The 25069-nt window shown below is 35.0% G+C and carries 20 protein-coding genes, 2 pseudogenes and 1 riboswitch; of the genes and pseudogenes, 7 read left to right on the forward strand and 15 right to left on the reverse strand.

Annotated elements, in window-relative coordinates:
* Positions 1-876 precede the first annotated feature (876 nt).
* The 4 genes from QNH20_RS25125 to QNH20_RS25140 all read right to left on the reverse strand — a co-directional run bounded on the left by QNH20_RS25125 (position 877) and on the right by QNH20_RS25140 (position 4957).
* Positions 877-1893, reverse strand: a complete 1017-nt coding sequence (locus tag QNH20_RS25125) for a DNA/RNA non-specific endonuclease (RefSeq protein WP_283920645.1) — start codon at positions 1891-1893, stop codon at positions 877-879.
* Positions 1894-2772: 879 nt separating this feature from the next.
* Positions 2773-3630, reverse strand: coding sequence for an MBL fold metallo-hydrolase (locus tag QNH20_RS25130; RefSeq protein ID WP_283920646.1), 858 nt, complete (start codon positions 3628-3630; stop codon positions 2773-2775).
* A 128-nt stretch (positions 3631-3758) separates the two neighbouring features.
* Positions 3759-4478: a hypothetical protein gene (locus QNH20_RS25135; protein ID WP_283920647.1), complete on the reverse strand. Its 720-nt coding sequence runs from the start codon at positions 4476-4478 to the stop codon at positions 3759-3761.
* Positions 4479-4600: 122 nt separating this feature from the next.
* The gene (locus QNH20_RS25140) at positions 4601-4957 is read right to left on the reverse strand and encodes a hypothetical protein (RefSeq protein WP_283920648.1); all 357 of its coding nucleotides are present in this window, start codon (positions 4955-4957) and stop codon (positions 4601-4603) included.
* 212 nt (positions 4958-5169) lie between these two features.
* Between QNH20_RS25140 and QNH20_RS25145 the strand changes: the two genes are divergently transcribed.
* Positions 5170-5655, forward strand: coding sequence for a DUF3888 domain-containing protein (locus tag QNH20_RS25145; protein ID WP_283920649.1), 486 nt, complete (start codon positions 5170-5172; stop codon positions 5653-5655).
* A gap of 276 nt (positions 5656-5931) precedes the next feature.
* On the opposite strand, the gene QNH20_RS25150 is transcribed toward QNH20_RS25145, so the two are convergent.
* Positions 5932-6156 (reverse strand): DUF2187 family protein, encoded by a 225-nt coding sequence (locus QNH20_RS25150; protein ID WP_283920650.1) that lies wholly within the window; start codon positions 6154-6156, stop codon positions 5932-5934.
* A gap of 491 nt (positions 6157-6647) precedes the next feature.
* A riboswitch (cyclic di-GMP riboswitch) is annotated at positions 6648-6732 on the reverse strand.
* Positions 6733-6948: 216 nt separating this feature from the next.
* Here QNH20_RS25150 and QNH20_RS25155 point away from each other — a divergent pair.
* On the forward strand, positions 6949-7227 hold the full coding sequence (locus QNH20_RS25155; protein ID WP_283920651.1) for an HU family DNA-binding protein: 279 nt from the start codon (positions 6949-6951) through the stop codon (positions 7225-7227).
* Positions 7228-7410: 183 nt separating this feature from the next.
* On the opposite strand, the gene QNH20_RS25160 is transcribed toward QNH20_RS25155, so the two are convergent.
* From QNH20_RS25160 to QNH20_RS25185, 6 genes are all read right to left on the reverse strand, one after another.
* Positions 7411-7590: a hypothetical protein gene (locus QNH20_RS25160; RefSeq protein ID WP_283920652.1), complete on the reverse strand. Its 180-nt coding sequence runs from the start codon at positions 7588-7590 to the stop codon at positions 7411-7413.
* A 212-nt stretch (positions 7591-7802) separates the two neighbouring features.
* A complete protein-coding gene (locus QNH20_RS25165) occupies positions 7803-7991 on the reverse strand; it encodes a hypothetical protein (RefSeq protein ID WP_283920653.1) in 189 nt (62 codons plus the stop codon).
* A gap of 81 nt (positions 7992-8072) precedes the next feature.
* On the reverse strand, positions 8073-8426 hold the full coding sequence (locus QNH20_RS25170) for a hypothetical protein (RefSeq protein ID WP_283920654.1): 354 nt from the start codon (positions 8424-8426) through the stop codon (positions 8073-8075).
* Between the two features lie 571 nt (positions 8427-8997).
* On the reverse strand, positions 8998-9981 hold the full coding sequence (locus QNH20_RS25175; protein WP_283920655.1) for an MBL fold metallo-hydrolase: 984 nt from the start codon (positions 9979-9981) through the stop codon (positions 8998-9000).
* Between the two features lie 323 nt (positions 9982-10304).
* Positions 10305-11462, reverse strand: a complete 1158-nt coding sequence (locus QNH20_RS25180; protein WP_283920656.1) for an aminotransferase class V-fold PLP-dependent enzyme — start codon at positions 11460-11462, stop codon at positions 10305-10307.
* 375 nt (positions 11463-11837) lie between these two features.
* Positions 11838-12278, reverse strand: coding sequence for a cell wall hydrolase (locus QNH20_RS25185; RefSeq protein WP_283920657.1), 441 nt, complete (start codon positions 12276-12278; stop codon positions 11838-11840).
* Positions 12279-12486: 208 nt separating this feature from the next.
* Here QNH20_RS25185 and QNH20_RS27170 point away from each other — a divergent pair, with 208 nt between their 5' ends.
* A complete protein-coding gene (locus QNH20_RS27170; protein WP_481858009.1) occupies positions 12487-12699 on the forward strand; it encodes a spore germination protein in 213 nt (70 codons plus the stop codon).
* 147 nt (positions 12700-12846) lie between these two features.
* On the opposite strand, the gene QNH20_RS25190 is transcribed toward QNH20_RS27170, so the two are convergent.
* Together QNH20_RS25190 and QNH20_RS25195 are read right to left on the reverse strand one after the other, a co-directional pair.
* Positions 12847-14121, reverse strand: coding sequence for an RNA-guided endonuclease InsQ/TnpB family protein (locus QNH20_RS25190; protein ID WP_283920658.1), 1275 nt, complete (start codon positions 14119-14121; stop codon positions 12847-12849).
* 196 nt (positions 14122-14317) lie between these two features.
* Entirely contained in the window at positions 14318-15022 is a 705-nt protein-coding gene (locus QNH20_RS25195) for a hypothetical protein (protein WP_283920659.1), read from the reverse strand.
* 563 nt (positions 15023-15585) lie between these two features.
* Between QNH20_RS25195 and QNH20_RS25200 the strand changes: the two genes are divergently transcribed.
* The 4 genes and pseudogenes from QNH20_RS25200 to QNH20_RS25215 form a co-directional block, all read left to right on the forward strand.
* Positions 15586-16650 carry a PspC-like choline-binding domain-containing protein gene (locus QNH20_RS25200; RefSeq protein ID WP_283920660.1) on the forward strand — a complete coding sequence of 355 codons (1065 nt, stop codon included), beginning with the start codon at positions 15586-15588 and terminating at the stop codon, positions 16648-16650.
* A gap of 612 nt (positions 16651-17262) precedes the next feature.
* A complete protein-coding gene (locus tag QNH20_RS25205) occupies positions 17263-17706 on the forward strand; it encodes a hypothetical protein (protein WP_283920661.1) in 444 nt (147 codons plus the stop codon).
* A 570-nt stretch (positions 17707-18276) separates the two neighbouring features.
* On the forward strand, positions 18277-19005 hold the full coding sequence (locus QNH20_RS25210; protein ID WP_283920662.1) for a reverse transcriptase-like protein: 729 nt from the start codon (positions 18277-18279) through the stop codon (positions 19003-19005).
* Between the two features lie 936 nt (positions 19006-19941).
* Positions 19942-20149, forward strand: a pseudogene (locus QNH20_RS25215) (IS1595 family transposase); the annotation flags it as partial.
* On the opposite strand, the gene QNH20_RS25220 reads toward QNH20_RS25215, so the two are convergent.
* Entirely contained in the window at positions 20146-20409 is a 264-nt protein-coding gene (locus tag QNH20_RS25220) for a hypothetical protein (RefSeq protein WP_283920663.1), read from the reverse strand. The pseudogene QNH20_RS25215 and the gene QNH20_RS25220 sit on opposite strands and share 4 nt — an antisense overlap.
* 454 nt (positions 20410-20863) lie before the next feature.
* Positions 20864-24577: pseudogene (locus QNH20_RS25230) on the reverse strand (S8 family serine peptidase); the annotation flags it as partial.
* Positions 24578-25069: the final 492 nt, after the last annotated feature.

Raw genomic sequence — 25069 nt, forward strand, 5'->3', positions numbered from 1 at the left:
GCTACTTGCTAGGCTTTTTTATTTTTTTTACGTACGCAAGGGGAAAGTCGAAGGAAATCATGACTTATGAATGGTTTAGGAAAATTTGAAGGGAAATGCCATTTGGTGCAGAGTTAGTGAAAGTCATCGCGGATGGAGATGATGTCACTAAAAAAGTAAGGGAATGGTGAAACCAGACAAATTTAATGATTACTTCCGAAAACTTCATTATACCTTTGTTAACGAATGAAAAAGGCATCCAAGATGGGGCTGATGACAAATAGCTATTCAATACAAAAAGAAGACAAATCCCTACTACATATAGGATACATCTTCCGTATTATTTTCTATATCTTGTGCTATCAACTCTAACTTATTAGTTTGTCAACAGCCCCGGGTGGATGCCTTAATTTAAGTAACGATGGATATTAGCTCTTGCTTTACTCCGCAGGACGAGTGAGCAACTTCTCCCACTAACGCAACCGTTAGTGTAAGTACATTTCTTCACAATAAATGTTTAAATGATTATGTGGTGGAATTTCTATACTCTACAATTACTCCTAAAGCGATATTCCTGAATGGAAGACTGTTAATTACAATTGTTATCTTTCTTCATAAACAATACGGCTTTGTAGTTTTTTCTATTTTCTGTTTCTGCTTCTGTCGCTCTCGCCCATGTCTCTTACAGCTCTTCTTGTGCTCTGTTAATATAAAACAGAAGGCTTATCCCTTCTGTTTACCTAAAAGCTTTAATGATATCCTTTATTTGTTCAATATGCCTTTTTTCATGTAATGCTAGAAACTCAATTATTTGATCAAGGTTTAAGACACCGAGAGCACCTATTTTGCCGATTTTGTTTCATTTTTGTGTTACATGTGTATAAATATCCGATTTGTCTACTCACCCACTAGTCCATCACCATCTCGATCGTCCATATATTTATAGAGCCATGAATCGCGCGTAATTGGCATTTTAAAGCCAGCAGCTTTGGCTTCAGCGATCGTAACACTTCCATTATGATTGGTATCCACCTTACTAACATCTTCATTACTACTTACCGTTTCGTTTGCTGGTACATTGTCTGTTTTCGGTGGCGTACTGCTCGTACCTGTCGTTTCCCCTAAATTTTTGTTCACTTCATCTGGGTTTACATTGTCAAATTCATCTGTAATGGATCTGCCCTGAATTTTGTATGTGAATTTATAATGGTTAGGAATTTGCGTGTGAGTATTTGGATATTGAATCACTGCTACGAAATCTGTACAACCTCCTGCATCTCGAATCACTTTTTCCATATAAGCTTGATCGCCGTGCCTATTGAGAATGCTGTCTTGAGGTGTAATGTTATATGCGTTAGATACTCCCCCAAGTGAGTCAGCAATCACATGCCCTTCATCAAATTCTTGACTCTCTGTACCGGGAACCTTTGCTTCATCAGAATAGTATCTCCCAGACGATAAAACATGATCAGTATTCGGATTTTGGAGTGTTATATTTTTTGCCTCAACACGAATTAGCTGTCCGTATTCATTTGTAAAGGCCCAATATTCCCTGTCGCCAAACCCGACATCAACTCTGACATTCGGCTTTCTATATCCTGACATATCTCCGCCATCTACTACAATTAGTGTATATTTACTGTAGTCAAAGTCACCATTAACACTTGTTATCGTTGGTTTACTAGTGGCAGGAACGCTTGGACTGACTACGCTTTCACTAGTCGTTTTTTCGGCTTCATCGTCAGGTGTACTTTTTTTGCTTTCAACAGTGGCTGCTTTCTTTTTGCTTACTTCTTGAGTTTTATTTATTTTGATTTTTGTATTATTTTGTTGTGAACAACTAGTAAATAAAATAAGTAGTGAAAGGAGTAATAAAATAATCCCCCATGATTTTTGATACCATTTTTGTTGCATATTGCACCTCTTTTTATAAATTTAATTGCGATTTTTATCATCTGTCCGCCGAAAAACCACCAAAATCCACACTCTTAAAGATTACTCATTTTCTAACTTATAAACAAACAGTTTCCACGTGCCCTGTATATGTAAACAAATAAAAAAACCTCATTTACTGATGGCACGGTTCCCTACTATTAATCCTAAACTACAACCTCGACAATCTGTTCCGATTGTTAAATTAGAGTATAGGACTATTCTTCAACTCCCGTTACTTGAATAAGAAAAAGACGATCATTCTTATTGAATAATCGCACCCGTTAGTTTAAATGTACTTCTTCACAAAAGAATTGTTGACATATATCTTTTAAGAAGTAATTCAAAAAGAATTTAAAACATTATTAATGTAATTCCACTGCAATCTTATTCCGCGTTATCTTTTCCTTTTTCGGTAAGTAATTTCCAAATTACTATTACACTAAGAATAAACAAAAGAAAAGATGTGGGTGCACCGGCAAATTGTACTTTTACACTAGAAATAATCTGAATTATAGAAAAGATTAAACATAGAAAAGAAAAAATCAGACCAATTAATCTTATTATATTATGTTCATTATTCATATTTCACCCTCTAAATTTACTTTGTTATCTTGCACTCCCCATAAATTAAATAACCATTCTTTATAAATTTTTCCATAAAAAACCATTATCCTTGTTGAACTATTCTGCAACGTTGAACAAGAAAAAGACTTTACTCCTTATTGAAGTAAAGCACCCCGTTCGTATTATAAGGACTCTCCTATTTATTGTTCAATTTTTTCGTAATAGTCACTAACACATTGTATTTCTTTAATGTATTAAGTATATTAACATTTTAAATTACTATCCTTATGCTTATCAGTCTATTTTATAACCGTTTACAAAATACTCGATTGTTTCTAGTTCTTCCTCATTTAATTCCCTATTGCGAACTTGCCTGTATTCAAACCTTATTTTCTCCGCATTACCCTTACATTTCTCAGTAAAGTGTGCAATTGTTTTTAACATCTGAATTTCTTGCAGAAACTCCTCTTTCGTAATAGGTCTCCAATGTGAAAGAATATATGTATCCGCATCAAATTCCTCTAATTGTTCGATTAATTCTACCGTTCGTTTCGTTGTATAGTTCCTTTTGAAGGAAAAGATATCTGGATAAATACAATCGCTTAAAAATAATATTTTTTCTTCCTTTATATAAACCACTATAGAATCGGTAGCATGATCTCCACCCACATGTTTCAATAAACATGTCACACCACCAAGATTTATTTCGATCTGGTGATCAAATGTTACTAAGGGTAAAGTAATATAAATATTCCTTTGTTCACGAAACTCTTTTTTAATACAACTTGCACAAAATTCAATTTCTGTCCCTTCTTGAACTCGTTGGTCCAATGCCTCATCTGACCACATATAGGGGAGTAGTTTCATAATCTCTTTTTTAGTCTCAATAGATGAAATAGACAGCACATTTTTTAATGCGGACATCCCAAAAATATGATCCCAATGCCAATGTGTTAACACAACAAAATTAGGCTTTCTAATATCTTGTGTTGCTAATTTTTCTAAAAACAGCTGGGTATGTGCTTCCGAGTTACCTGCATCTATCATCAAGTTCATTTCATTACCCACTACCATACCTAAAATTGGTCTGTCCGTCTCAGATAAAGGTGTCATGTACCAAAATGAATTTCCAATTCTCTTTAATTGCTGCATTAGTATTCCCTCACTTTTCACCACTTTATTGTTTCACTTTAGTATATCAAAATTTATTTCACGCTAAGCTAACCTGCATTAGTTAGTTCAATAAGCAAAAAGGCTGCCGACTTCAACTCTTGTACTCGTTAGTTGAATATCCCTGAATGTTTCAATGGACCGTAAAAAGGATTTTTATCAATTAAATCGTGTGATATAAAATCAATTGTTTTCTCTTGATACATTTTATTATGGTATTCATAAACAATAATAATATCTCCAATAAACATTGCTGGTGTTATTTGTCCGCTTACTCTGACCATAAGATTATTGTTAATTACTTCATAATCAATAATGCTACCAAATCCTATTTCCTCAAATAAATGCGAAGGTTCTATGGATTTAGTATCGACAATGGATACTTTGTCCCCTACAATGATTTCGGCTTTTTCAGTAGTTAATTTTGTTTTTACGTTTTTATAAATAATTGCTAAAGGATTATCAACAAGGACTTCAATCAATCCGTTAGTATATCTATAAACATAAACTTCTTCATCTCGTACACCAGAACCATATCCTTTTGTTAAAGTTATGGTTAACTCCTTTTTCCCATCTTGGTTTATGTCTTCGTAAAATAGTTCAGGTGCATAAGTAGGATTTGTAACATTCATCCAAAAAGGTCTGAAGTAAGTTTCTCCTTTAAAATGAATTCTGAAATCTTGAAATAAACCGTTCTTTTCCTTAGCATATAAGGTTATATTTTCTTTAGGTAATTCTGAAACGACTTTATATTCTTCTGCCTTAGCTTCAGTAATTTGAGGCATAACAAGAAGAACAATCACCAATAGAAAGATAATGTATCTTTTCATATAGACAACACCTCATTTTAGTGTTCCCTAACATGTATCCTTCTTCCACTAAACTGCCCTTCGTGGAACAAGCAAAAAAAAGGCTGCCGCAGCAACCTTATTTCAACAACTCAAACACCCAGTTAGTTGAAGAACTTATCATAATGTTCCTTTGGATTTGTTATTTTATTTTCAATTAAATATTCAGCCTCACCTTTAATGATTTCTATGTAATTGTGCTTTTTAAAAGGTTTAGTATACTTAAGAATTCTTCTAAGACTCCCTTTTGCCACAGTTTTTTCATTAAGAACATTTACAATGACAGTCAAATATACCTTCTCATTATGTTTTACTACTCCAGTAACTTGACCTTTTTCCAAGTCGACTGTATATTCAGGCACTATCTTTAACGGGGCAAATGTTGTCCAGCCTACATTTTTAGCTTTTATTCCAAACAACCTAAATAACATATCCCTATAAAATTCTTTAAGTTTATTCATTTACATCCACCATCATAACTTTATCAATCTAATATTCAAGATGCACTTTGTATTTCCCTGCTTATTGTACTAAACTCCCTTTCGTTTAATAAGAAAATCCGCATAATGGTACTATAAAAGTTCCCTCTCTTTTAGTTCACATTTTAGTCGGATTGCGAAACAAAGAATAAATTATATTTTTTTACAAACATTAAAATTATTGGTGGTGAAATATGATAAGATTCAAAAGATCACTTTTTCTACTTGTTATAACTTCCTTTTTTTCTACACATTTTGTATGTGCAGAAGAGTATCACCGCAAAGGTTATAGTGATGATTTATACCGTGTAACAAATGATGTTACACAAGAACAACATTTTAAAAATTTTATGCTAGAACTTCTGATGGACGAAATAATTAAAGCAGCCCAAACTAAGTACAACGATAAATCTATAAGTGGTCTATCCTTTGATTGGGAGAATACATATAATGTTGTGGAAATTAATGAATCACGTCTACAAGGTAACTGTAATGAGTATCCATTTATTGTTTCTGTCACTATTACTCCACATAACGGTGGTATTAAGAATCGTAAATTTTATGGTACCGATAAATTAACTTTCGGCATTGATCCAAATCTTTTTGGGAGAAATATCAAGGAGCATCCAGCTATTAAGTTAATTGATTATCATCATTTAAAATCTTCTAAAAGTTTTTAGACCTCTATTTTAGAGGTCTTTATTTTTGCTCCTACTTCGCATTTTGTCTCAATTGCGAAGTTAATAAACAACTTCTTCTTCAACCTGCCCGTTAGAATAAGAAAAGCTGCAAAAATGATAGCAGCTCTTTATTAAATTCATTCTTTAGTTTGAAAGCAAGTTTAATCTTAACTAAGTTCAACATCCCTTCTCTTGTCACCCATCCACTCTCTTACATCACGCCTTTTTACTCTTTGTAAAGAAATCCAAGAAACTTCTTGATCAAGATCATTCTTTTTACTCATTTACAACCTTTTGATTGCGTAAGATCGTATAATTCATGTGAGATACCACCGTATTTTTATTTTCATACCCCAGATAGATTTGCGAATCCTTGGACATCTCCACAAGGACGCTATTCTCATTCACTTTGTATACAATACCTTCATGTGCCCTATCGTTCCTATTAAAAGTAATGCAATCTCCCACTTTTGCTAATTGTTGTATTTTTACTTTAGACATTTTATTCACTCCACTTAGATTAATTAAATAAATTGACCACTCTCGGTAATTTTTGTTTCTAATTTAATTTGTTCAAATAATTTATGAATTCTTCGAAAAAAGAAACTCCAAAATTTTATCTTACCTGGCATAACTGATAGTTCATCATAATAGGGTCTTATATTTTTATATAAGTTTTTCACTTGCAAGGTTAAGATTATTTACACATTCTTTTATTAAATCTACATCACAAATAAAATCATTCATTAATTCATATTTGATTTCGGAGTGAATTTTCATAACTTGATTAGGTGACAAAGTTATTAAACTTTTCCTTTTTGCAAAACTCATTATATCTCTTTCAAAATATTCAATTGAACCAAATAACACTTAATCATTACACCCACTCTTCCCTTTGTTTTTATTTTAATAAATAAAAAAAGCCTCCAAAAAGAGGTGACTAACAAACCTTCATGTTAAGAAGTTTAATTCAAACATTAGTATCCGTTCTTTTTGGCAACCCGACTATCATAGTCATAAGACTTTAGACTCGTGGCTTTGCGTCCTTTTCTTTCGAAAAGTTTGCCTTTTTCAATTTTTATACCTTAATAGTAAAATCTAACCAGGAATATTTCAATGTTTTTCGTCAAATTTTTACAAAAAAATTAGGAGATAAGTTGTGTAAAATTTAAGTAAAGATTCTCACATACGTAAATTCGACATAACATTTAAAGCTTGCGAACTTATGTACGATATGGTACAACTGAGGTACGTCCCTATTAGGGATCAGTGTAATTTAAAGGAGTGATATCAATGAATAAAACAGATCTTGTTAGTCAAGTGGCTCAAAATTCCGAACTTACTCAGAAAGATGCTGGTAAAGCTGTCGATGCGGTTTTTAATTCTATTTTGGAAGCATTAAAAAATGGAGATAAAGTTCAACTAATTGGTTTCGGGAACTTTGAGGTTCGGGAACGTGCAGCTCGTAAGGGGCGTAACCCACAAACTGGAGAAGAAATTGAAATCCAAGGTGGAAAAGTACCTGCATTTAAGCCTGGAAAGCAATTAAAGGATGCAGTGGCTGGTAAATAAGATACTCTACTACATACAAAAAAGTGGTGATTCATACATCACTTTTTTATTTTGCTCTACATAGTTAATATTTAAGCAATGACTCTTATTAAATGCAGCCAATAATCTACTATGTTGTTCGATTAAAGCACTCCTTTCGTTTAAGTACATTTCTTCACAAACTAAGTACGATATACATATTATCTAATGTTTGTCTAATCCTTTCTTACCTTTATACAACACTAACGTCATACCAATAATCAGACAAATAAGTCCTCCTAAACCAGTCGTAATTATTGATAATTCTTCTCGAAAAAAGAACTCACTGATACCCCAAAATATTATAAATACCCATCCTAAAACGTTAAATTTATTAAGTTTCATTCCACCAACTCCTTTACTAGAAAACTATATCCGTTCTTCAACTCTTCTGCACGTTAGCACAAGAAGAAAGCCTCCAAAAATGTCAGCTTGAACTTAAACTCAAGCTCTCCGTTAGCTTAAGTACATTTCTTCACAATCTAGCCCAATTCTTGAACATTCTTTCAAATTATAAGCTGGTAATAATAAACAAAAAAAGTTATTTTAGACGGTTATCAGTTAATATGTTCATTTTTCCTCATATTGTAATCTATAACAAAAAATGTAATAAGCGTAACAATAATAAAGATTGTATTTAGCGTATTGGAAATTAACCCATACTGTGTTAATAATAAGGAGGATAATACAATTAAAGTTCCAATCACTTTTAAAATCAAATACTTTCCTTTATAATACTTTGACATATATATTCCCCTCCTTAAAGGACGTTAGACGATTTTTTTTAATGAAATACATTTACTGTATTAATTAAATAAAACAGGCACTTATTTTAATGGATCAGTCACCTCAAGGCATTTTCCATTATACGCGTCAATCCTAACGGTTGGTTCTTCTCCATTTTTAGTTTTCAGTGTTACACTCAACTCACGTTGATTAGTGAATTTATTAAAAAAACCACTCTTTTTATCAATAGACAATTTCTCCAGTGTAATGTCATAATAATTAATATCAACGGCTTTTATTCCCAATCTTTCTGGAGGAAAGACCAAACACAAAAATGCATTATCTATGGCTTCCCCAGTTGTCAATATTGGCTTTTGGTATTCATATGTAAAACAAATGATAAGTAAAACTAAAATGCAAAAAACATTTTTCTTCAAGTTTGTGGCCTTTAACACGTTTCAATCCCCCTATCCAATAACATATAAAAACGTAATTCGACAACCTCCTCCAAAAGTCCTGCCTTATTGCACTATCCTGCCACGTTACTTCAATAAGAAAAGCCGCCTGGCAGCTGGATCTTAAACTCTTGCCCCCTATAGTTGAAGAAGGATTACGACTGGTTGTATGAATTTAAATCATTCCAACCTTCGAAAGTGTTTCGGAAATTTTTAGATAAGTCTTTATCTTTACTTAGTAATAGAATTAATGAAGAGTCCCAAAGTACCAATTCAGCTATTGCCTTTGAATGTTGGATTTTAGGATTATCAATCCAAAATTTGGATTTCTATCAGCATATGGTTCTTCTTTAATAGCATCTAAATCAATTGTCTCGTTTTTATCGAACGCTGAAAATACACCCGAAATAAAATAAAATTCTTTGTTATTAGCCAGCTTGGTTAGGTTTTCACCCGCTATCCAATAGTTATTAAAAATAATTCAACATACTTACTGAAAAAGTCCATTCAAACGAAATTATATCTCCTACTTTTAATGATATATATATCGTACTGAAGGTTTTTTACTAGATTATGTGTGAAAATCTTGAGGTTTCCATTCTTTCGGCTTTATGTTCCTATTCATCCATTTCTGTTGTGGTGCTTGGTATGGGGTGGTGGCGATTAAATGATTATTGTGCCAGTTTGCTGCTCCGGAACGAATCATTTCATCGAGAAGGATTTGAATAAATTCTTCTGGTTGAAGCTGGAAAGAGTAGCGTGCAAAATCTTGGAACCAACCACACTTTAATAGGTAGTTATCGATTTCTTCTTTTGCCAATCCGTTTTTAATGATTAACGTGAATGAAAAAATCCTCTTACAGGCATGCCATGAAATTTTTTCTGGCATCTTGAGCCACTTTTCAAACCTTTCCCTTGCCGCATCAATGGCAGCTAGAGGATTCTCGATTTGAGGTCCATGTCCTGAATATGCCTTTTGAATCCGGAGCATGGACAACCGTTCCAAACTTTCTATAGATCGTTGGATAGATGTGACACCCTCTCGAAAGATATTTAACCATCCGATATCATTCTTGTGGAAGAGATCCCCGCAAATTAATATCTCTTCTTTAGGTTCATATAAGGAAATATGACCTAACGTATGTCCTGGTGTGTGCAAGACTTTCAAGGTTTTATCTCCTGTATTGATCTCATCGTTATCTGAAAGCTTTGTATCGACTCGATAAGGTTCTACAGGCTGATCTAACCATTCTGCACTACAGGCTTCAGAGTCACAAGAATTAATTAAATCGGCATCCCATTTATGAGCAGCAATCGTAACACCATAATTTTTTTGAAGATGAAAGTTGCCCCCTACATGGTCACTATGATAGTGCGTGTTCACAATAAGGTGTAATTCTTCTGGTGAAACGCCTGCTTCTTTAATTAATTGTTCTGTATCTTTCGCATCACTCCCAAAACCAGTATCAATAAGGATTGGGAGTTGATCCTTAATCAGGATCATGTTTGCACTTGGAAATTTCCTTTCAAAGAAAATAATACTGGATTTTTTCATAAGCTATTCCCCCATAAATTCAATGATTAAACAATTATGATCGAACGTTCGATCAATTTATATTGTTAATAGAGTTGCCGTTATTAGCCCTCGAATTACATGCCCCCCCTGTTTATCTGGGGTTAGATGATGACTCCCTTCATCACTAGAAATCCCGTAAATAATTCAGCATCCCTTACTGTAAAAATCCCTTCAAACGTATCCATATCTCCTACTTTTAATGGCATATATATCTCCCACTGAAGGTTTTATACTGAATGGTTAATTATAATCTGAATATTAAAACTATTTTAAGTAAAATTCAACTATCCTGCTTCTTTAGTTCAAAAAGAAAAGCTGTCAGGATTACCATGTATCAAATTTGATAACTCAGTAATAGCATAATCTAAGTCATCCTTTGTATTATAAAAATGGGGAGCCATTCTTATTACATCCTTTCTTGCAGAAACAATAATCTTTTTTTCTCTTAATATCCCTTCGATTTTTGAGGCATTCCCTATATAAAAAGAGGTCATACCTGAGTTACATTCAGATGATTGTGGACCTATTATTTGTAATCCTTTTTGTAATCCAAATTCCCTTGTTAGTTCGGCTAACTCTTTCAAATATGAATGTATATTATGTATTCCAATCTTAAGTAACAAATTAATCGCTTGATACGCAGCATAAATGCTTATAAAAGAAGGTGTACCGGTCTCAAACCGGCGGGATCCAGGTGCAAAAACAGAGTTAAATACATCAAATTTTGTTTCACTTGCTTGTCCAAACCACCCAGAAAGTCTTGGTTTTAATTGTTCAGCGAGTTCCTTTTTTATATACAGAAAGGCTACACCTGGAATCCCTAGCATATACTTGCGAGTTCCAGTGGTTAATATATCAATATTCATTTCTTTTACATTAATAGGGATATGTCCTGCAGATTGATAAGCGTCAACCAACAACATGGACCCTTTTTTATGAACAATGTTTGCAATCTCTTTAAGGTTTTGCATATATCCATTGTAGTATGATACATGGGGAATACACGTAAGTAATGTATTCTCTTTTACTTCCTTTTCGTATTGCTCTAAGTGTATGATTCCATTGGAAGAACGAATAATTGAGATTTTTGCTCTATCCTGTTTCTGTGCAAGCCAAATATGACCAACAGTAGGAAAATCAATATCTGTTAAAATTATATTATTTTTATTTTTTTCATATGGCAGGCAAGTGGCGATAGTAGAAATAACATCAGATACAGAGGTTAATATAGCAATTTCATCTATTTCGGCACCAATAAGTTCAGCGAATTTCTCTCTAGTTGCCTCCACTTTCATAATTGATTGATCCCAGTTACTTCCAAACTCAAGCAAACTATTATGATATTCTTCAATCGCGCGTGAAACTGGCTGAGCCAATGCCCCTTGAGAACAGCTAGCTAGATGTACATAATTAGATAAAATAGGGAATAACGAACGATAAGAACTGTACGGATTATTCATTTTTCTTCCCACCTTAAAACTATATAGTATTAATTATTTGGCCTTTAATATTACCAAAAACTCAATTTCCTTATATTTCTATTTCCCTCTTGAGAGCTTCACCACAGAAATGTACGAAAAAATAGCTCTTACATAGTAGTTGAATAAACAAAAAGCCGCCATCGGCAGCTAGGTCTTCTTTTATTACTTATTTAAATGTAGTAAAATATTACAATCTTAACCAATTCGATTATACTAAAGATTTTCCATATATTCAAAATTCCCTTTTGAACTAAACTCCCGTAAGTCAAAACAATCTTGCTTTTTTTGCCCTTCCCTGTCCGAATGAGACCCGCATTCTGAAAATATGCAAAAAAGCTTACTCAAAGAGTAAGCTTATCCGCTATAAACACTATCACATGTTCCAGCTTTTGGTTCATAATAACAATGATTTTTAAATGGACCAGAATGAGGTTGACCGTACCATGTTGGAGGGCATGGAGCATGTGGATTAAAGTACCAAAGAGCATATTTCGCTGGGTGATCTCTCCAATAATCTAAATTCTGTTTGGCTAATCTTTTTTCGGAAGTCCTTGCTCTCTGGTAAAATACATTCCCTTTTTGAACAGCTTCAAAGGAAAAATTTCCTCCTTGTACCTGAAAAATAACTTGATCAATCGTTCTTAAACCTTTAAAGTCTAAACAATTTGCTACAAGACGATTCACAATTACATTTCCAACATATAACATTCCTTGTTTTCCTTCGCCTTCCGCTTCTGCTCTCATCATCCTTGCCATTAAGTCAACGTCTGAACTTCGGTAATTTGCTCTTGGCATTTTCTCACCCCAAAAATATAGTATGAAAAAAAGCTTACATTGATGTCATTGTTTATAAAATAAGAATGCTTAGTTTTTAAAGCTTACAGTTTTGTTTTGTCTATACTTATAATATGCGGTCCCCTTTATTCTGACCCCCGTAAGTTTTTTTCAGCTAGGTACTTGGACAATCATAAGCCTTTCTTAAAAGTATAATGGAGTAAGGACGGTGATTGAATTGGCCTGCTCGATCAATATTAATAACTTCAAAGTTAATACTATTTCTAATAACGCAAACATTAATTTTGGTGGTACCGTTCAAAACAGTCATACTGCCAATAGTTCCATAATCGGCGGCAATTTTAATTTTGGTGATGGCTGCATAATCTCAAGCAAGAGTATTAACCTCGGTAAAATTAATAATACGGTCAAAGATTCCTAGTTGACTTCTCCCCATGGATAAATCCAGGGGATTCTTTTTTAAACCTTCATCAAAGCCGCCTATCAGCCGGGGCCTCCAGATCTTACTGCTTCTCCAGTTCATTACGACATGTAGTGAAAAACACATACCGCAGCCCAATCATAGGCACTACGCCACTGCCCTTTTAGCCCCATTGTGCGGGACAATGGGGGTTAAAAGGACTCGGCGATACTTTGTATCTTCTATTTTAGGTAGTTCTCGATCTTTCTTGAATTGTTTATGGATAGACTTGTCCAAAATATTCACGGCACCCACTAGATCCCGATGTCCTTTCGCACCACACGGACAGTGGAAGTTTCGATTCCATTGTTTACTGAATTCTCCGCATGAAGGGCACGTACCGGAAGTATAGGACTCTTCCACAAGTTGGACTTTGACGCCTCGAAGGTTCAATTTGTATGTTATTTTTTCAATTAATTGCCCAAAACTCCAATTGGACAATTGTTGACGAATTTCTTTTCTTGTTTTCTTTTTCTTCTTCGTATTCTTTTGAACGCCATCCGGTGTTCCGATATAGAGTGCTTTAATGTGGTTTTCCACACACCAATCGGTGACCATTTTCGAAATCGTATGCAAAAGGTACTCGATTCTCCGTTCCAGTTTTTCTAAAAAACGGCGTTTACGCAAAATGAGTTTTTGCCTTTTGTTCGAACCTGGCTTTTTCCGGCCAATGACCTTCTGAAGCTCTTTTAACCTTTTGTTTCTGTAGCGCTGTAACGAGCGAAGTTCTCTTCCTGTGACAATGAAGTGATTTTTTCCGTCACTTAAAACAGCCGCATGTATGAGCCCTACATCACAGCCAGCTTCCTTATTACCTTGTACATGCTTTTGTTTTGGTACTTCCACTGCTATATGCATCCAGTATTGATCTTTGTGCCAAACGATTTCGGCACTTTTTATTGTATGGAAATCAATGTGCTTTGGTTGAGGGATCACTAAGGGGGATTGTTGTTTTCCATTGCTAAACAGCAGCTTTTTATCCTTGCATTTAATAGCTGCTTTTTTATATTTGACGGAAAAGAATTTTTTGTATTTCCAAGGGTATCGCCACTGTTTTTCACCTTTAGCCCGCAGCTCCCTCGTTCTTTTGCATGTTTCTTCATGTAACTCGATGATGGCTTGAATCGTTTGCGAGTGTAATTGATGGGTGGTGGCATTGTACCATTTCTTTTTTTCTGATGCACTTGTCCAAATCTTATATACATCATATAGCCACCAATGGAGATCTAAGCAGTCATTCCATAGATTCGCTGCTTTCTGACGTAGTGTATCGACTAATCTTCTCTCCTCGCCGGTTAAACGGAGCGGAAATTTCCGAATAACAATATCGCCTTTCGACTCTTTTTTCTTCTTTTCTTTCATATTCTTTTTGTGTGGTCCCATTTTCTTTCACCTCCAACAAGAACATTCGTTCTATATTTTTATTATACTAGTTTCTATTGGTAATTGGAAGTAAAAAGCATGGCTTATATCCCCATTTCTGAAGAAAGGGGTTTTACGCCACTTTTTTGATAAGTAAAAAGGGATCGCCGCAGCCATCCCAATCATTAACTCTTGAACTAGTTAGTACAATAAAAACTTAATAATTTTCAAGGGAATACCCCTGTAATATCTCCGTTTTTTCATCACTCATGTACCAATCGTTTAACACAAACTCCAAGTTAGTGATTTCACTTGTTCCGAAATTAAAATCTCTATTTACATTTAGATACCGAAGTAATTTATCAGAATTTATCAGATCTGAGTCTTGAAATCGAAGACACGTCATATGTGCCGTATGCGTCTTATACCGTTGATCCAAAGTGCTTTTAATACCAGATTTCCTAAAATTCTCTCGGATATTTTGTCGCAGCTCTTCCAAAGTCGAATCATTAGGAAAACCTTGTATCATTACACTATCAGGTGAAGCGGTGATTCCACGGTAACTTATATTAAATGATGAAATAGATTTAATGGACTCGTGAAGAACCTCAACATAAGGTGCGATGTCAATTTCACTTAGCTTAAAGTCTGCATTGCAAGTAATAATTGATAAGACTGTTGTATGAAGTTCAGTCGATTTATAATAATATTGGTTTGGCTCTATCTGTTGAGCCTCATTCAAAAACTCCATTACCGAATTTTGTACCCTTTGTGATGGACGGCATATTAATGTGAATCCTCTTCGTGAATCACCAGGCTTGTTCAAAAGATTAGAATCTACTCTTAGTGAGTTAGTCTGAATGGAATGAAGGGCTTGGCTCCATAATCGATTATAAGTTAGGTGAATTTCAGAATTATTCATGTAAATCTCCACCTTTCTTGTTGTATATATTTCAGCAATTTAGTAAAAATCTTCTTGCAATAAACTGACCTATAGTAAAATAAACAAAAAACTGCAATTAGCAGCCGGATCTTCAACTCTTGCACCCATTAGTTAAAGAAACTACACACATACTTCCTAAAACAATTTACATCATTTTTTTTTATGGTAGTAATTCATCAGTGGGAGTAAGATGACCATAAGCCATTGTCATTGATTTTTGTTAAAACTGCAATACTACCGGACGATTACCGTCTTCATATACGCTCTCCTAAAAACATATTTGATTATTATCTTCTTTAACTTCCATTTTAAGCTTTAAAAACCCTCCCTTTTACAAATATTCTTATTGTATTAACCTGCTTTGCAGATTAAAAAACGTAATTTTCGGTAACTTATTTTTGAATTAGGTACTCAATATATCCTTATGTATCCTGTAACATTATTGACGAAAAATTACAAAAAACTCTATTTAAATTTGGTAATTAATAGGTTATAGTATATTTGGGATTAATAATACCAAAAAAAGGGAGGGCTTGAATAATTTGAAAAGAATACTTTTGTCTTTCTTTTGTTTTCTAATTTTATCATTGATATCAACAGCTTCATACGCCTATTCTAGTACTACCACATACGGGGGAACTTCAGGGGTTAGCACAAGGGTAAGTACAGTTTATACACAGAATGGGTGGCAAAATGTAAGTGGAAAATGGTATTTCTTACAATCTGGTATTATAACGAAAGGTTGGCTGTACAATAACGGAAAGTGGTATTACTTAAACTCAAATGGCGTAATGAAAACAGGCTGGCTATTCTGGAACGGTAACTGGTACTACTTAGACTCTACGGGTGCCATGAAAACTGGATGGATATACGACGGGGCTTGGTATTATCTAAATCCTAGTGGAGATATGGCCAAAGGATGGAAAAAGGATCATGGGGCTTGGTATTTCTTGAAAAACAGCGGTGCATTAAAAACAGGCTGGCATAAGGAAGGGGCTAATTGGTACTTGTTAGGTCCATCTGGAGCCATGCAAACTGGATGGAGCAAACATGATGGTATTTGGTATTATTTAGAAGGAAATGGTGTCATGCAGACAGGCTGGTTAAGAAACCTTGGGCCAGATTGGTATTATTTAAACGAATCAGGAGCTATGCAGATTGGTATTACAGACATTGAAGGAATAACCTACTATTTTTATGGTAATGGTGCCATGGCTAGAGATGTAGAGATTGATGGCAATTATTTCGGTGGATATGGACCTATGGTTAAAGACTTTACTTTTGTCAAGACAGTCAAGTTAATTGCAAAAGAATACGGGTTATCAATAGATATAATGACACAAGATAACGTGCAGTTAATAAATCAGAACGGTTATATTGGCTTTGTTCATAAAAAAGGGATTGTTGATGTAAATCGTAATTATCAGAACTTTGCGGTTGAAATGGCAGAAGTTATTGGCGTCCCAGCGAGCAAATCGGAATTGATTGACTTAATTAATAAAGCAGACGCATCAAATGGTCGTAGGGCTTGGACTGACTCCATATTCGTAAAAACCCCAGAAGAATCATTAGGTATCTATTGGGGAGAAATGCGGAATAGGTATTAAATAAGTAACCTTTCACATCTTAAGCGGTGCAAAACGTCTGTTCAAATCGAACAGACGTTTTTTACTATTTTTACTGAAAAACGGTCCCGGTATATTAATAGCAGATAATTGTCTTTGAGGTATTTTCTAAAATAGGATAGGTTAATAAAAATGCCGTTTTAATAAACCGTATAGTGCCTTTTACCTATTCTATTCTCAAGAAAAGAGGATTTTCGATAAAGATAGAAATCCTCTATATCTCACCACTTGGTCTCACCTAAATCGAAAAAAAGGTTCAAGAACACTGATTCTCCTTGATAAACAGTAAGTATCAAGGAAATTCCTTCTAGGGGCATTCAAGGATACGAGTACGAATTATTCAACACGGCGTTTTCTCAACAATTAGGAAAAACACTTCTATTTTCTAGAAAAACAGCTTCAAAATGCAAAAATCGCTTCCAAAATTCAATTTTGAACGTAAAAATGAAGTTTTTGAGCTAAAAAATGGCTCCAAAAGCGAAATTGAGAGATTCGAATTACATTGCCAAACCCGATATCGTAGAAGTGCCGGAAACGTGAGCTTAAATTCACGATTGGCAGGCCTTGAGCATAGCGATGAAAGGGTGGCGCAAAATGATGAATATAAAATCTGGCTGCATTGAAGGATTTGAACAGTTTTCGCAATTCGCAAGTCTTAAAGAATTTAATACCCATATGGAAATGTGGTTACTAGAACACAAGCATGATTTTTCAAAAGGAGAATTGGTCGGTTTAAAAAGACTCGTCCGCTTTGCGGCAAAAATCCCTGGGGTGTGCAATGCCAAGATCGGAACCATGTTAAAAGCGATTCACAAAGAATACAACAATAATGGTATTTCACGCTCTACCTTTAAACGGATGATCATCAAAGCAAAAGACTTAGGAATCATTACCGTCTTTGAAACAGAACGAAATAATGGCTCCCAATCCAGCAATCTTTATGTATTTAATAGTTTTCCCGTTAGTGAACCACGCAAAGAAGAAACGATGAACCACCCTAAAGAAACTATTAATCTTTTAAAAACTGAAAAAGATTAAAAGATAAAAAAACGTAAAGAAGCGTCGACTAATTTAGATCACACCTTTGTTAGTGATCGTGTTCCACAGCCTTTTGTCCAGCTGGTAAAGTATTTCTTTCCTGAAGCAAAGACGATTGAAGAGTATTGGAGAACGGCACAAATCACTGCCTATCGTAATCTTTGGGAAAATGATCCCGATGTAATCCTAGAAGTTGCCATCGAATCCTTTAAGCAGCTCATTCGGAAGCTAAAGTTCAGCAGAAACATCAAGAATCCATTCGCTTATTTTTATGGAATCTCAGACAAGAAATTTTGCGAACGTTTTTACATATCACTCTATGAGAAGTTTAAATTGGACGTTGAATAGAGTATGGTCAGGGGTTAAATTTGGATGCACTATCCTTTAAATCATATAAATGTCAGCAATATTTGAAAAAGAGTTAACCGGTACCAAACTTCCTAATTTTTGGTTTAATTCCATTTACTAAGATAGTATAATGTAAATCAACATTAGAAGAGAACGTGGGTGAGAGTGATCGAAAATAAACAACAGAAATCCCCGCCTCCTTTACTATTAAGAGGCGAATTAATGGGAAAAATTAAAGCAACAAAAGCTCAAATGAGTGCATATCTAAAGGATGGAATGCCTCACTATTTGATAGGCAGTGAATATAGGTTTTTGGAAAGTGAGGTATTGAAATGGCTAGAGTCCTATCAGCCATCACAGGAACGGTTAGAGAGAGAATTTGTAGATAAAAAAGGACGAACCTTAGAAGCATATGTATCAGAAGATATCGTTCTGACAGCGTTACGAATAACGAAAGAAATCTTCGTGTCTCAGTGTAAAAAAGGGCTGCCTTTTGAAAGAGTCGGAGAGAAGAATTTTTTCAACATACAGGATATTTTGGATTATTATCGGAGAGGTTCTAAAGCCACAACGAAAGAAACTTCGTCTACTGGAGGCCTAAAGAAAAAATTATCAACTCCTTTATGTAAAGATGTTCCAAAGGAAGTTCCCATTATGATCATTGATGGTTCTTATAATTTTAACAATTCTACTGCAGGGACCGGATTGCTGCTGGTTGAAAATAGGGATACAGTTACCGGTGTATCCAATGTTAGGAAAATAAAAACAAAGAAACCCATTGTATGTGAACTCCTTGCATTACTGGACGCATTAAGAATGATGAAAAAGAAAAAGCTTAACAAAGCCATCATCGTCACTGACCAAGAATCGTGGACTAAAGGAATCACTATTGATCCGAATCTTTATGAAGGGCCGGTTAAGAACTATTTAATAGAGTTCAATCTGTTGTAGACTGAAATGAAGGGGAAAGTTGAGGTTAAATTTGTAGGAGAACTAAACAAAGGGAAAGAGAATTTGCTATATAAAAAAGCTCATACTTTAAGCAGAGAATATAAAACAGGACTTTTTAAACAATTAGAGATTGAATGAGTAGTAGAAATTTTAATTAAACAAACATCGACCAATTATACTAAACTAACTAATCGTTTGATTAAAAACTATTAGAAGTGCTAACTAACACTTTTTTCTACTATGCATGCTTTAATTCCCTTCCAATGTTCCAGGGTCTTAATTCAGCTGCCTTCAGCTACATCTACGTTAATATCTAGAACGTAATCAGTTCTATCGATGTAGCCTTGTCTTGCATTTATTATGCATTCATTGGCCTTTTTTGAGAAAACTCCCCTATGACAAATTCAGGAATAATCAGGCAAATTTCTAGCGATTTCTCCATAAATCAAACGTTTGATTAAATCTGCTAAAAACGCTTTTAAATTAAGCTTTACTCTTTCAAGTGTAGAAGAAATTTGTTGAAAGATGTATTCAAAATGGATCTTTTCATAACTAATGATCTGTTCCCTCTGAAAATACCAATGTCGACTATTTTCCACATACAAAATACTAACCAATCGTTTGGTTAAAAACTCTGTAAACACTGCTATAAAGGGATTATATCAATCTGGCAAGAAAATATTTTGTCGCTATATCAGTGAGACTTCGCCAGAAAATAAAACAATATTCCCCAGAAAATGATTCCATTCGATTGGACCTACATGTTTCTACTCATTACCCTTTTTTCCAACACTAATCAAACATTTGATTAAAGATGCCTTCAACCTGCTTCTATAAACACTTTTTACTCCCAAACGCTAAAAAAGAATGTCGAGAGATGCCTTCTTATTTAAAGGCTGTTTTCGTATAGATTGTTGCTTTTTTAACATACTGTTTCAACACGTTAATAACTTTCATAACCCTATGAAAACGTGGATGGAGCATTTTCAAGGTATCGTAACAAAATATTTGGACAACTACCTGTTATTTCCGTTGGCTTGAAGTGAGTAAAAAAATAGCATTTGATGAACGAATCAATCAAATGCTTATTTATGCGGGTCAAAAGTCAACTCGTACAACTGTTATAGATTTGCGAACTAGTTAAACTAAACTCACGAACAAATTAACAGTAAGCACTATCCCGATAGAAACAAATCCAGCAATTTTTACGGGGTGTCTGTTTTTATATTCATTAAAAGGAGTTACTCTATGTATGATTTCCCAAAATAACCAAGTTCCGGAACAAATACCAATTAATGCAATTAAAGGATTGTCAATTGAATTAATATGGTTATGGAAAAGTATCCACAAATAGCCTAAAAACGCATTTATAAATATAGACAGAACAAAATCCTTATTTTTCATAGCAACCCCCTATTAAATATTCCTAATATAATAAAATTTTATCATATTTTCAACATTTTGGAAGTTGATTTGAAATCTTCTAAAAAACAACAAAGTTTACGAAAACAGCCTATTTAAAAAAGAACTGGATTTTTTTAGTTTATCCAAGCTGGTTTCCTGTCTTAATTTAATAGTTTTCCATAAGTAGACAACCCTCGACTATTCTCCTCTATTTTCCCTTTCAAACAAACGATTAATTAAAATGGCTAGAATCCTTGATACTTACCCCTTTAGCCATCTTAATCCATGAAAAAGTTGTTGAAAGGTGTAATAAATAGCTGGATAAAAGTAGAGTCCGAGTTTCTCAGCAGGATTCTTTTTTTATCACTTTTTTTCACAAAAAGAGAGACTACAACTTCACAATTGTAGTCTCCCTTTTATCATTCAGTTTAACTATTCCGGATCATTTAACCCTTACTCCACTACTATTGAAGAAGTATCGTTTTCCAGAAATCGTTACCCAACCGGATTGCATAATACCACTGTTGCTGAGGTAATACCATTTCGCGCTGTCTTTCAGCCATCCTATTTGCATGGCTCCGCTCTTATCGAGGTAGTACCATTTCGCTCCTTCTTTCAGCCAGCCTGTTTGCATCGCACCGCTCTTATCGAGGTAGTACCATTTTCCACCGTCTTTCAGCCAGCCCGTTTGCATGGGTCCGCTCTTATCGAGGTAGTACCATTTCGCTCCTTCTTTCAGCCAGCCTGTTTGCATGGCTCCGCTCTTATCGAGGTAGTACCATTTCGCTCCTTCTTTCAGCCAGCCTGTTTGCATGGCTCCGCTCTTATCGAGGTAGTACCATTTTCCACTGTCTTTCAGCCAGCCCGTTTGCATGGCTCCGCTCTTATCGAGGTAGTACCATTTTCCACTGTCTTTCAGCCAGCCCGTTTGCATGGCACCACTTTTATCGAGGTAGTACCATTTCGCATCAACGTTTTTCCATCCTGTTACTTTACTGCCTTTACTATCATAGTAATACCAATTGCCGTCCTCAAATTTCCAGCCAGTTTTCACTTCTTCAACTTCAGGTTGACTAATAGTTAGTTTACCTTGTGCTTCCTGTGTGACTATATTTCCATCGGCATCTGTTAGTTCCACTTCAATAATAGCATTCTGAATCTTTACATCTGGAACAGTCCAAATGCCTTTATAAACACCTGGCTCTACCTCTTCCATTTTATTTTTAGAAGAAGATTGCGTATTCTTTTGCGCAGGGAGTTTCACTTCAAAGTTTGCTTCTCCGCCTATTACATTACTTTGGAAAGATATTTCTAACTTCTCACCTGGGAACACATTTTGGTCAATTGCTGGTTTTAAATCTTTAATGACAGGTTTTTCTTTTAGTAGTGAAACGGTAACTGGATCCGATTCTCCGGTCAATTTACCATTTAACATTGAGACGGCTATTAATCTATTTTCACCTTCTGTCATTTTTGTTGGGATTGTAAATTTGCCTTCATCACCAACTTTTGCAGTACCTACCTCTTTATTATTATTCATCAACTTAATCGTTGTTGTCGGTGAGGCAGTCCCTTCTACCATGATGTTCTCGTCTTTGAATACTTCATCCTGTTTTGGAGAAGTAATAACAGGATTGTCTACTTCATAACTTACACGGGCACGAATCATATAGTTACCGTCTTCAACAAATGCCGGATAAAATTCACCGTCAAGATATTGATAGCTTCTCTCCGTATATGGATTACCATTATCGGTTGCTAAACCAAGTGCAATTGGATAATTCAGTGTTTGGACATACACCATATAAAAATCTCCATCAACCTTGATATTGTAATCTCTTAAATCTACAACCGTCCAATCATCTAATAAGGCTTCAGCAGCTATCGGTCCAGCAAGTTTCTTACCCGGTAATCCATTGCTTCCAGAAGCATCCCATACTTCCACACTAAATTCCGTTCCAACCGTGTCTGAGTATTTTTTGTTTTTGAAGTGAAACACACCATCTGTGACAATGGCTGATTTTTTATCCTTTGGCAATGACATTTTTACTGCCCATCCAGCTCCACCGCCAAAATACATACTGCCACTATCAACAATTCCATTGTCATAGCCAATTTCGCCACCCGGATACGTGAAAAAAGGCTTAAAAGCGATATTTACTTGGCTATCTCCATTAATTGTAATTTTAACATCTTGACTGTGATAGCCACTTCTCATTGCTCTTAATGTATAAGTACCTTCGTAAGCTGTAATAGTATATTTACCGTCCTTATCCGTGGACACAGGTGCAATATTGGCATCTTCCATAAGGAGTAATGTCACACCTTCAACAGCTTCCCCTGATTTTTCATCTGTAATGACACCACTTACAGTTCCTTTTGGGATTTCTTTCAAAGTGAAATCTGCTTGTAGTACTTTATCTTTTTCGAATGTTACTGATTGCTGTTTAGATTGATATCCATATGCTTCAGCTTGAACTGTATAATTACCGATAGCATGTGAGAGTTTATAAGCGCCGGTTTCAGGATTTGTGTTTACGTACTGTCTGCTTTCAAGGACACTTACTTTACCTCTTATCGGCAAATCAGAATCCTCATTCGTTTGAACCACTTTTCCTTCTAAAGTCCCCAGACCTTCTCTAATAGAAGATACAGCATTGTATGCATTGACTAATCCATACCCGTACCCATCATTTGGTGATTCTGGATATTCCTTATCTGTTAAAGGCGTTGCTGTTTTTAGTAAAATGTCTTCTATTTTATCAACTGATAAACTTGCATCAACTTGATATAACAATGCTACAATTGCTGATACAGCGGGGGCCGCCATCGATGTGCCATCCCAGCCGCCTTCGTAATCACTACCTGGTATTGATGAACGAATATTTGCTCCAGGCGCTGAAATATCTGGCTTAATTTCATCATATGGTGAAGGTCCACGTAATGAAAAATCTCCAACTATATCATTACTATCAGTTGCTCCCACCGCAAATGCTTCGGGATAGTTTGCTGGATTGGCGACTGATCCAGGTCCGCCATTATTAGTCATGCTCGTGTTCCCGGCTGCAAATGTAGGAAATATCCCAGCATTTCTCCACTCTCTTACTACATCTCGATACCATTCATCAAGACCAGGTCCGCCACCCCATGAGTTGTTAACAATATCTGGCGCCATGTCAACCCGGGTATTCCCCTTTGAATCTGTTGGTGCTAAAATCCACTCTGCTGCCGCCAATAAATTCGCATCACTTCCGCTAGTCTCTGAGAATGCCTTAACAGCAATCCATTTTGCACCCGGCGCTATCCCTATTTTGTTCGATCCATCAGATTCACTACCGACCATTGTCCCAGTTACATGTGTTCCATGTGCTAAGTCATCATATGGTACAGATCGTCCGGCAGTGGCATCAAACCAATTAAAGTCGTGATGAACTTCTCCAGTTGCTGCATTATAGCCTCGATACTTTTCCTTTAATGCGGGATGATCCCATTGAACACCGGAATCAATACTCGCTACAACCACACCTGTACCGTCGATTCCCTTTTCACATAAAGCCGGAGCTCCAACTCTTTCAACGTTCCACTCTACATTTGCTAGATTTGAATTAAGACTATTCTCTTTAGTTGGTGAAACAAATAATTGTCTTGTTTCGTTTGGTAATACTTTTTCAACTTCAGCAAAAGCTGCTACCTTTTCTGCAACCTCTTTCGTTGCTGTTACTGCCATACCATTGACGATAAAATAGGACTTAAAAGATTCGACATTCCCTCTATGTACTTCTTGTTCAAGATATTTAACAACCTTTTGTTGTTCCTCGTGTGCTGTAGCTTTTAATTCAGATACAACTGCAGAGCGCTGCATAAACATTTCTTTATGCGCAGATAGTTTTTCTTTCTTCGCAATCGCTTTTGTTTGCTTTATGGCATATGTTGTATCTGCTTTTTCTTTAAATTTAATTAAAAAGGTTACTTTGTCATCTTTTTTAAACTTTCCTAGTAACCGATTACTTATCTTTTCTTTTTTAGTAGTTTGGGAATCATTTACATAACGGGATGATCTCTCAATTGATTCAGCATTCGCAAGTCCTGGTGTTAGTAATGAAAATACCATGATCAATGATGCTACAATACTAAATAATCGGATGTGATGTTGTTTCTTTCTCTTCAATTCGATTTCTCCCCCTCGATTTCTAAATTCTTAGCTTGTCATTTCGTGAAATTACAGCCTTTGTTTAACCATCATTTTGAAACAGAAAGACAAAAACTTCATTTTACCCCTCATCAATTTTAAAGCTGAATAGTTACTATTATAGGTTAAATTGTAATATGTTTCTAGATAATTATTTCAATAGTTTGAATAAATATTCAAGTTGAAAAATTCATTATTCAACATCATCCTTCATTTCTCTCCCTAATTCGATATAAAATTTTTACGATTTTACTGATAAAAAGACAAAAAAAAAAACAGAGAGACATGCTCTCCAAATTACCTTCACGCTTTACCTCTTTAAACTTTAGCTAAATGGGGGTCTAAACCTAAGATTCTAAGATTACATTTTTGACAAATATCGCGGCAAACAAAAAACCAATTTGTTAACAAATTAGTCAAATATTATCTAATTTTGTATACTTTAGTATATATTATAATGTTCCTATTTAT

This window comes from Neobacillus sp. WH10 (genome assembly GCF_030123405.1).
Classification (GTDB): domain Bacteria; phylum Bacillota; class Bacilli; order Bacillales; family Cytobacillaceae; genus Neobacillus.

Coding starts and splice junctions, on each gene's coding strand:
- QNH20_RS25125 (WP_283920645.1), bottom strand. CDS start 1,893: ATGCAACAAAAATGGTATCAAAAATCATGGGGGATTATTTTATTACTC.
- QNH20_RS25145 (WP_283920649.1), top strand. CDS start 5,170: ATGATAAGATTCAAAAGATCACTTTTTCTACTTGTTATAACTTCCTTT.
- QNH20_RS25220 (WP_283920663.1), bottom strand. CDS start 20,409: ATGAAAAATAAGGATTTTGTTCTGTCTATATTTATAAATGCGTTTTTA.
- QNH20_RS25160 (WP_283920652.1), bottom strand. CDS start 7,590: ATGAAACTTAATAAATTTAACGTTTTAGGATGGGTATTTATAATATTT.
- QNH20_RS25140 (WP_283920648.1), bottom strand. CDS start 4,957: ATGAATAAACTTAAAGAATTTTATAGGGATATGTTATTTAGGTTGTTT.
- QNH20_RS25150 (WP_283920650.1), bottom strand. CDS start 6,156: ATGTCTAAAGTAAAAATACAACAATTAGCAAAAGTGGGAGATTGCATT.
- QNH20_RS25195 (WP_283920659.1), bottom strand. CDS start 15,022: ATGAATAATTCTGAAATTCACCTAACTTATAATCGATTATGGAGCCAA.
- QNH20_RS25180 (WP_283920656.1), bottom strand. CDS start 11,462: ATGAATAATCCGTACAGTTCTTATCGTTCGTTATTCCCTATTTTATCT.
- QNH20_RS25210 (WP_283920662.1), top strand. CDS start 18,277: ATGGGAAAAATTAAAGCAACAAAAGCTCAAATGAGTGCATATCTAAAG.
- QNH20_RS25130 (WP_283920646.1), bottom strand. CDS start 3,630: ATGCAGCAATTAAAGAGAATTGGAAATTCATTTTGGTACATGACACCT.
- QNH20_RS25135 (WP_283920647.1), bottom strand. CDS start 4,478: ATGAAAAGATACATTATCTTTCTATTGGTGATTGTTCTTCTTGTTATG.
- QNH20_RS25190 (WP_283920658.1), bottom strand. CDS start 14,121: ATGGGACCACACAAAAAGAATATGAAAGAAAAGAAGAAAAAAGAGTCG.
- QNH20_RS25165 (WP_283920653.1), bottom strand. CDS start 7,991: ATGTCAAAGTATTATAAAGGAAAGTATTTGATTTTAAAAGTGATTGGA.
- QNH20_RS25185 (WP_283920657.1), bottom strand. CDS start 12,278: ATGCCAAGAGCAAATTACCGAAGTTCAGACGTTGACTTAATGGCAAGG.
- QNH20_RS25175 (WP_283920655.1), bottom strand. CDS start 9,981: ATGAAAAAATCCAGTATTATTTTCTTTGAAAGGAAATTTCCAAGTGCA.
- QNH20_RS25155 (WP_283920651.1), top strand. CDS start 6,949: ATGAATAAAACAGATCTTGTTAGTCAAGTGGCTCAAAATTCCGAACTT.
- QNH20_RS25205 (WP_283920661.1), top strand. CDS start 17,263: ATGATGAATATAAAATCTGGCTGCATTGAAGGATTTGAACAGTTTTCG.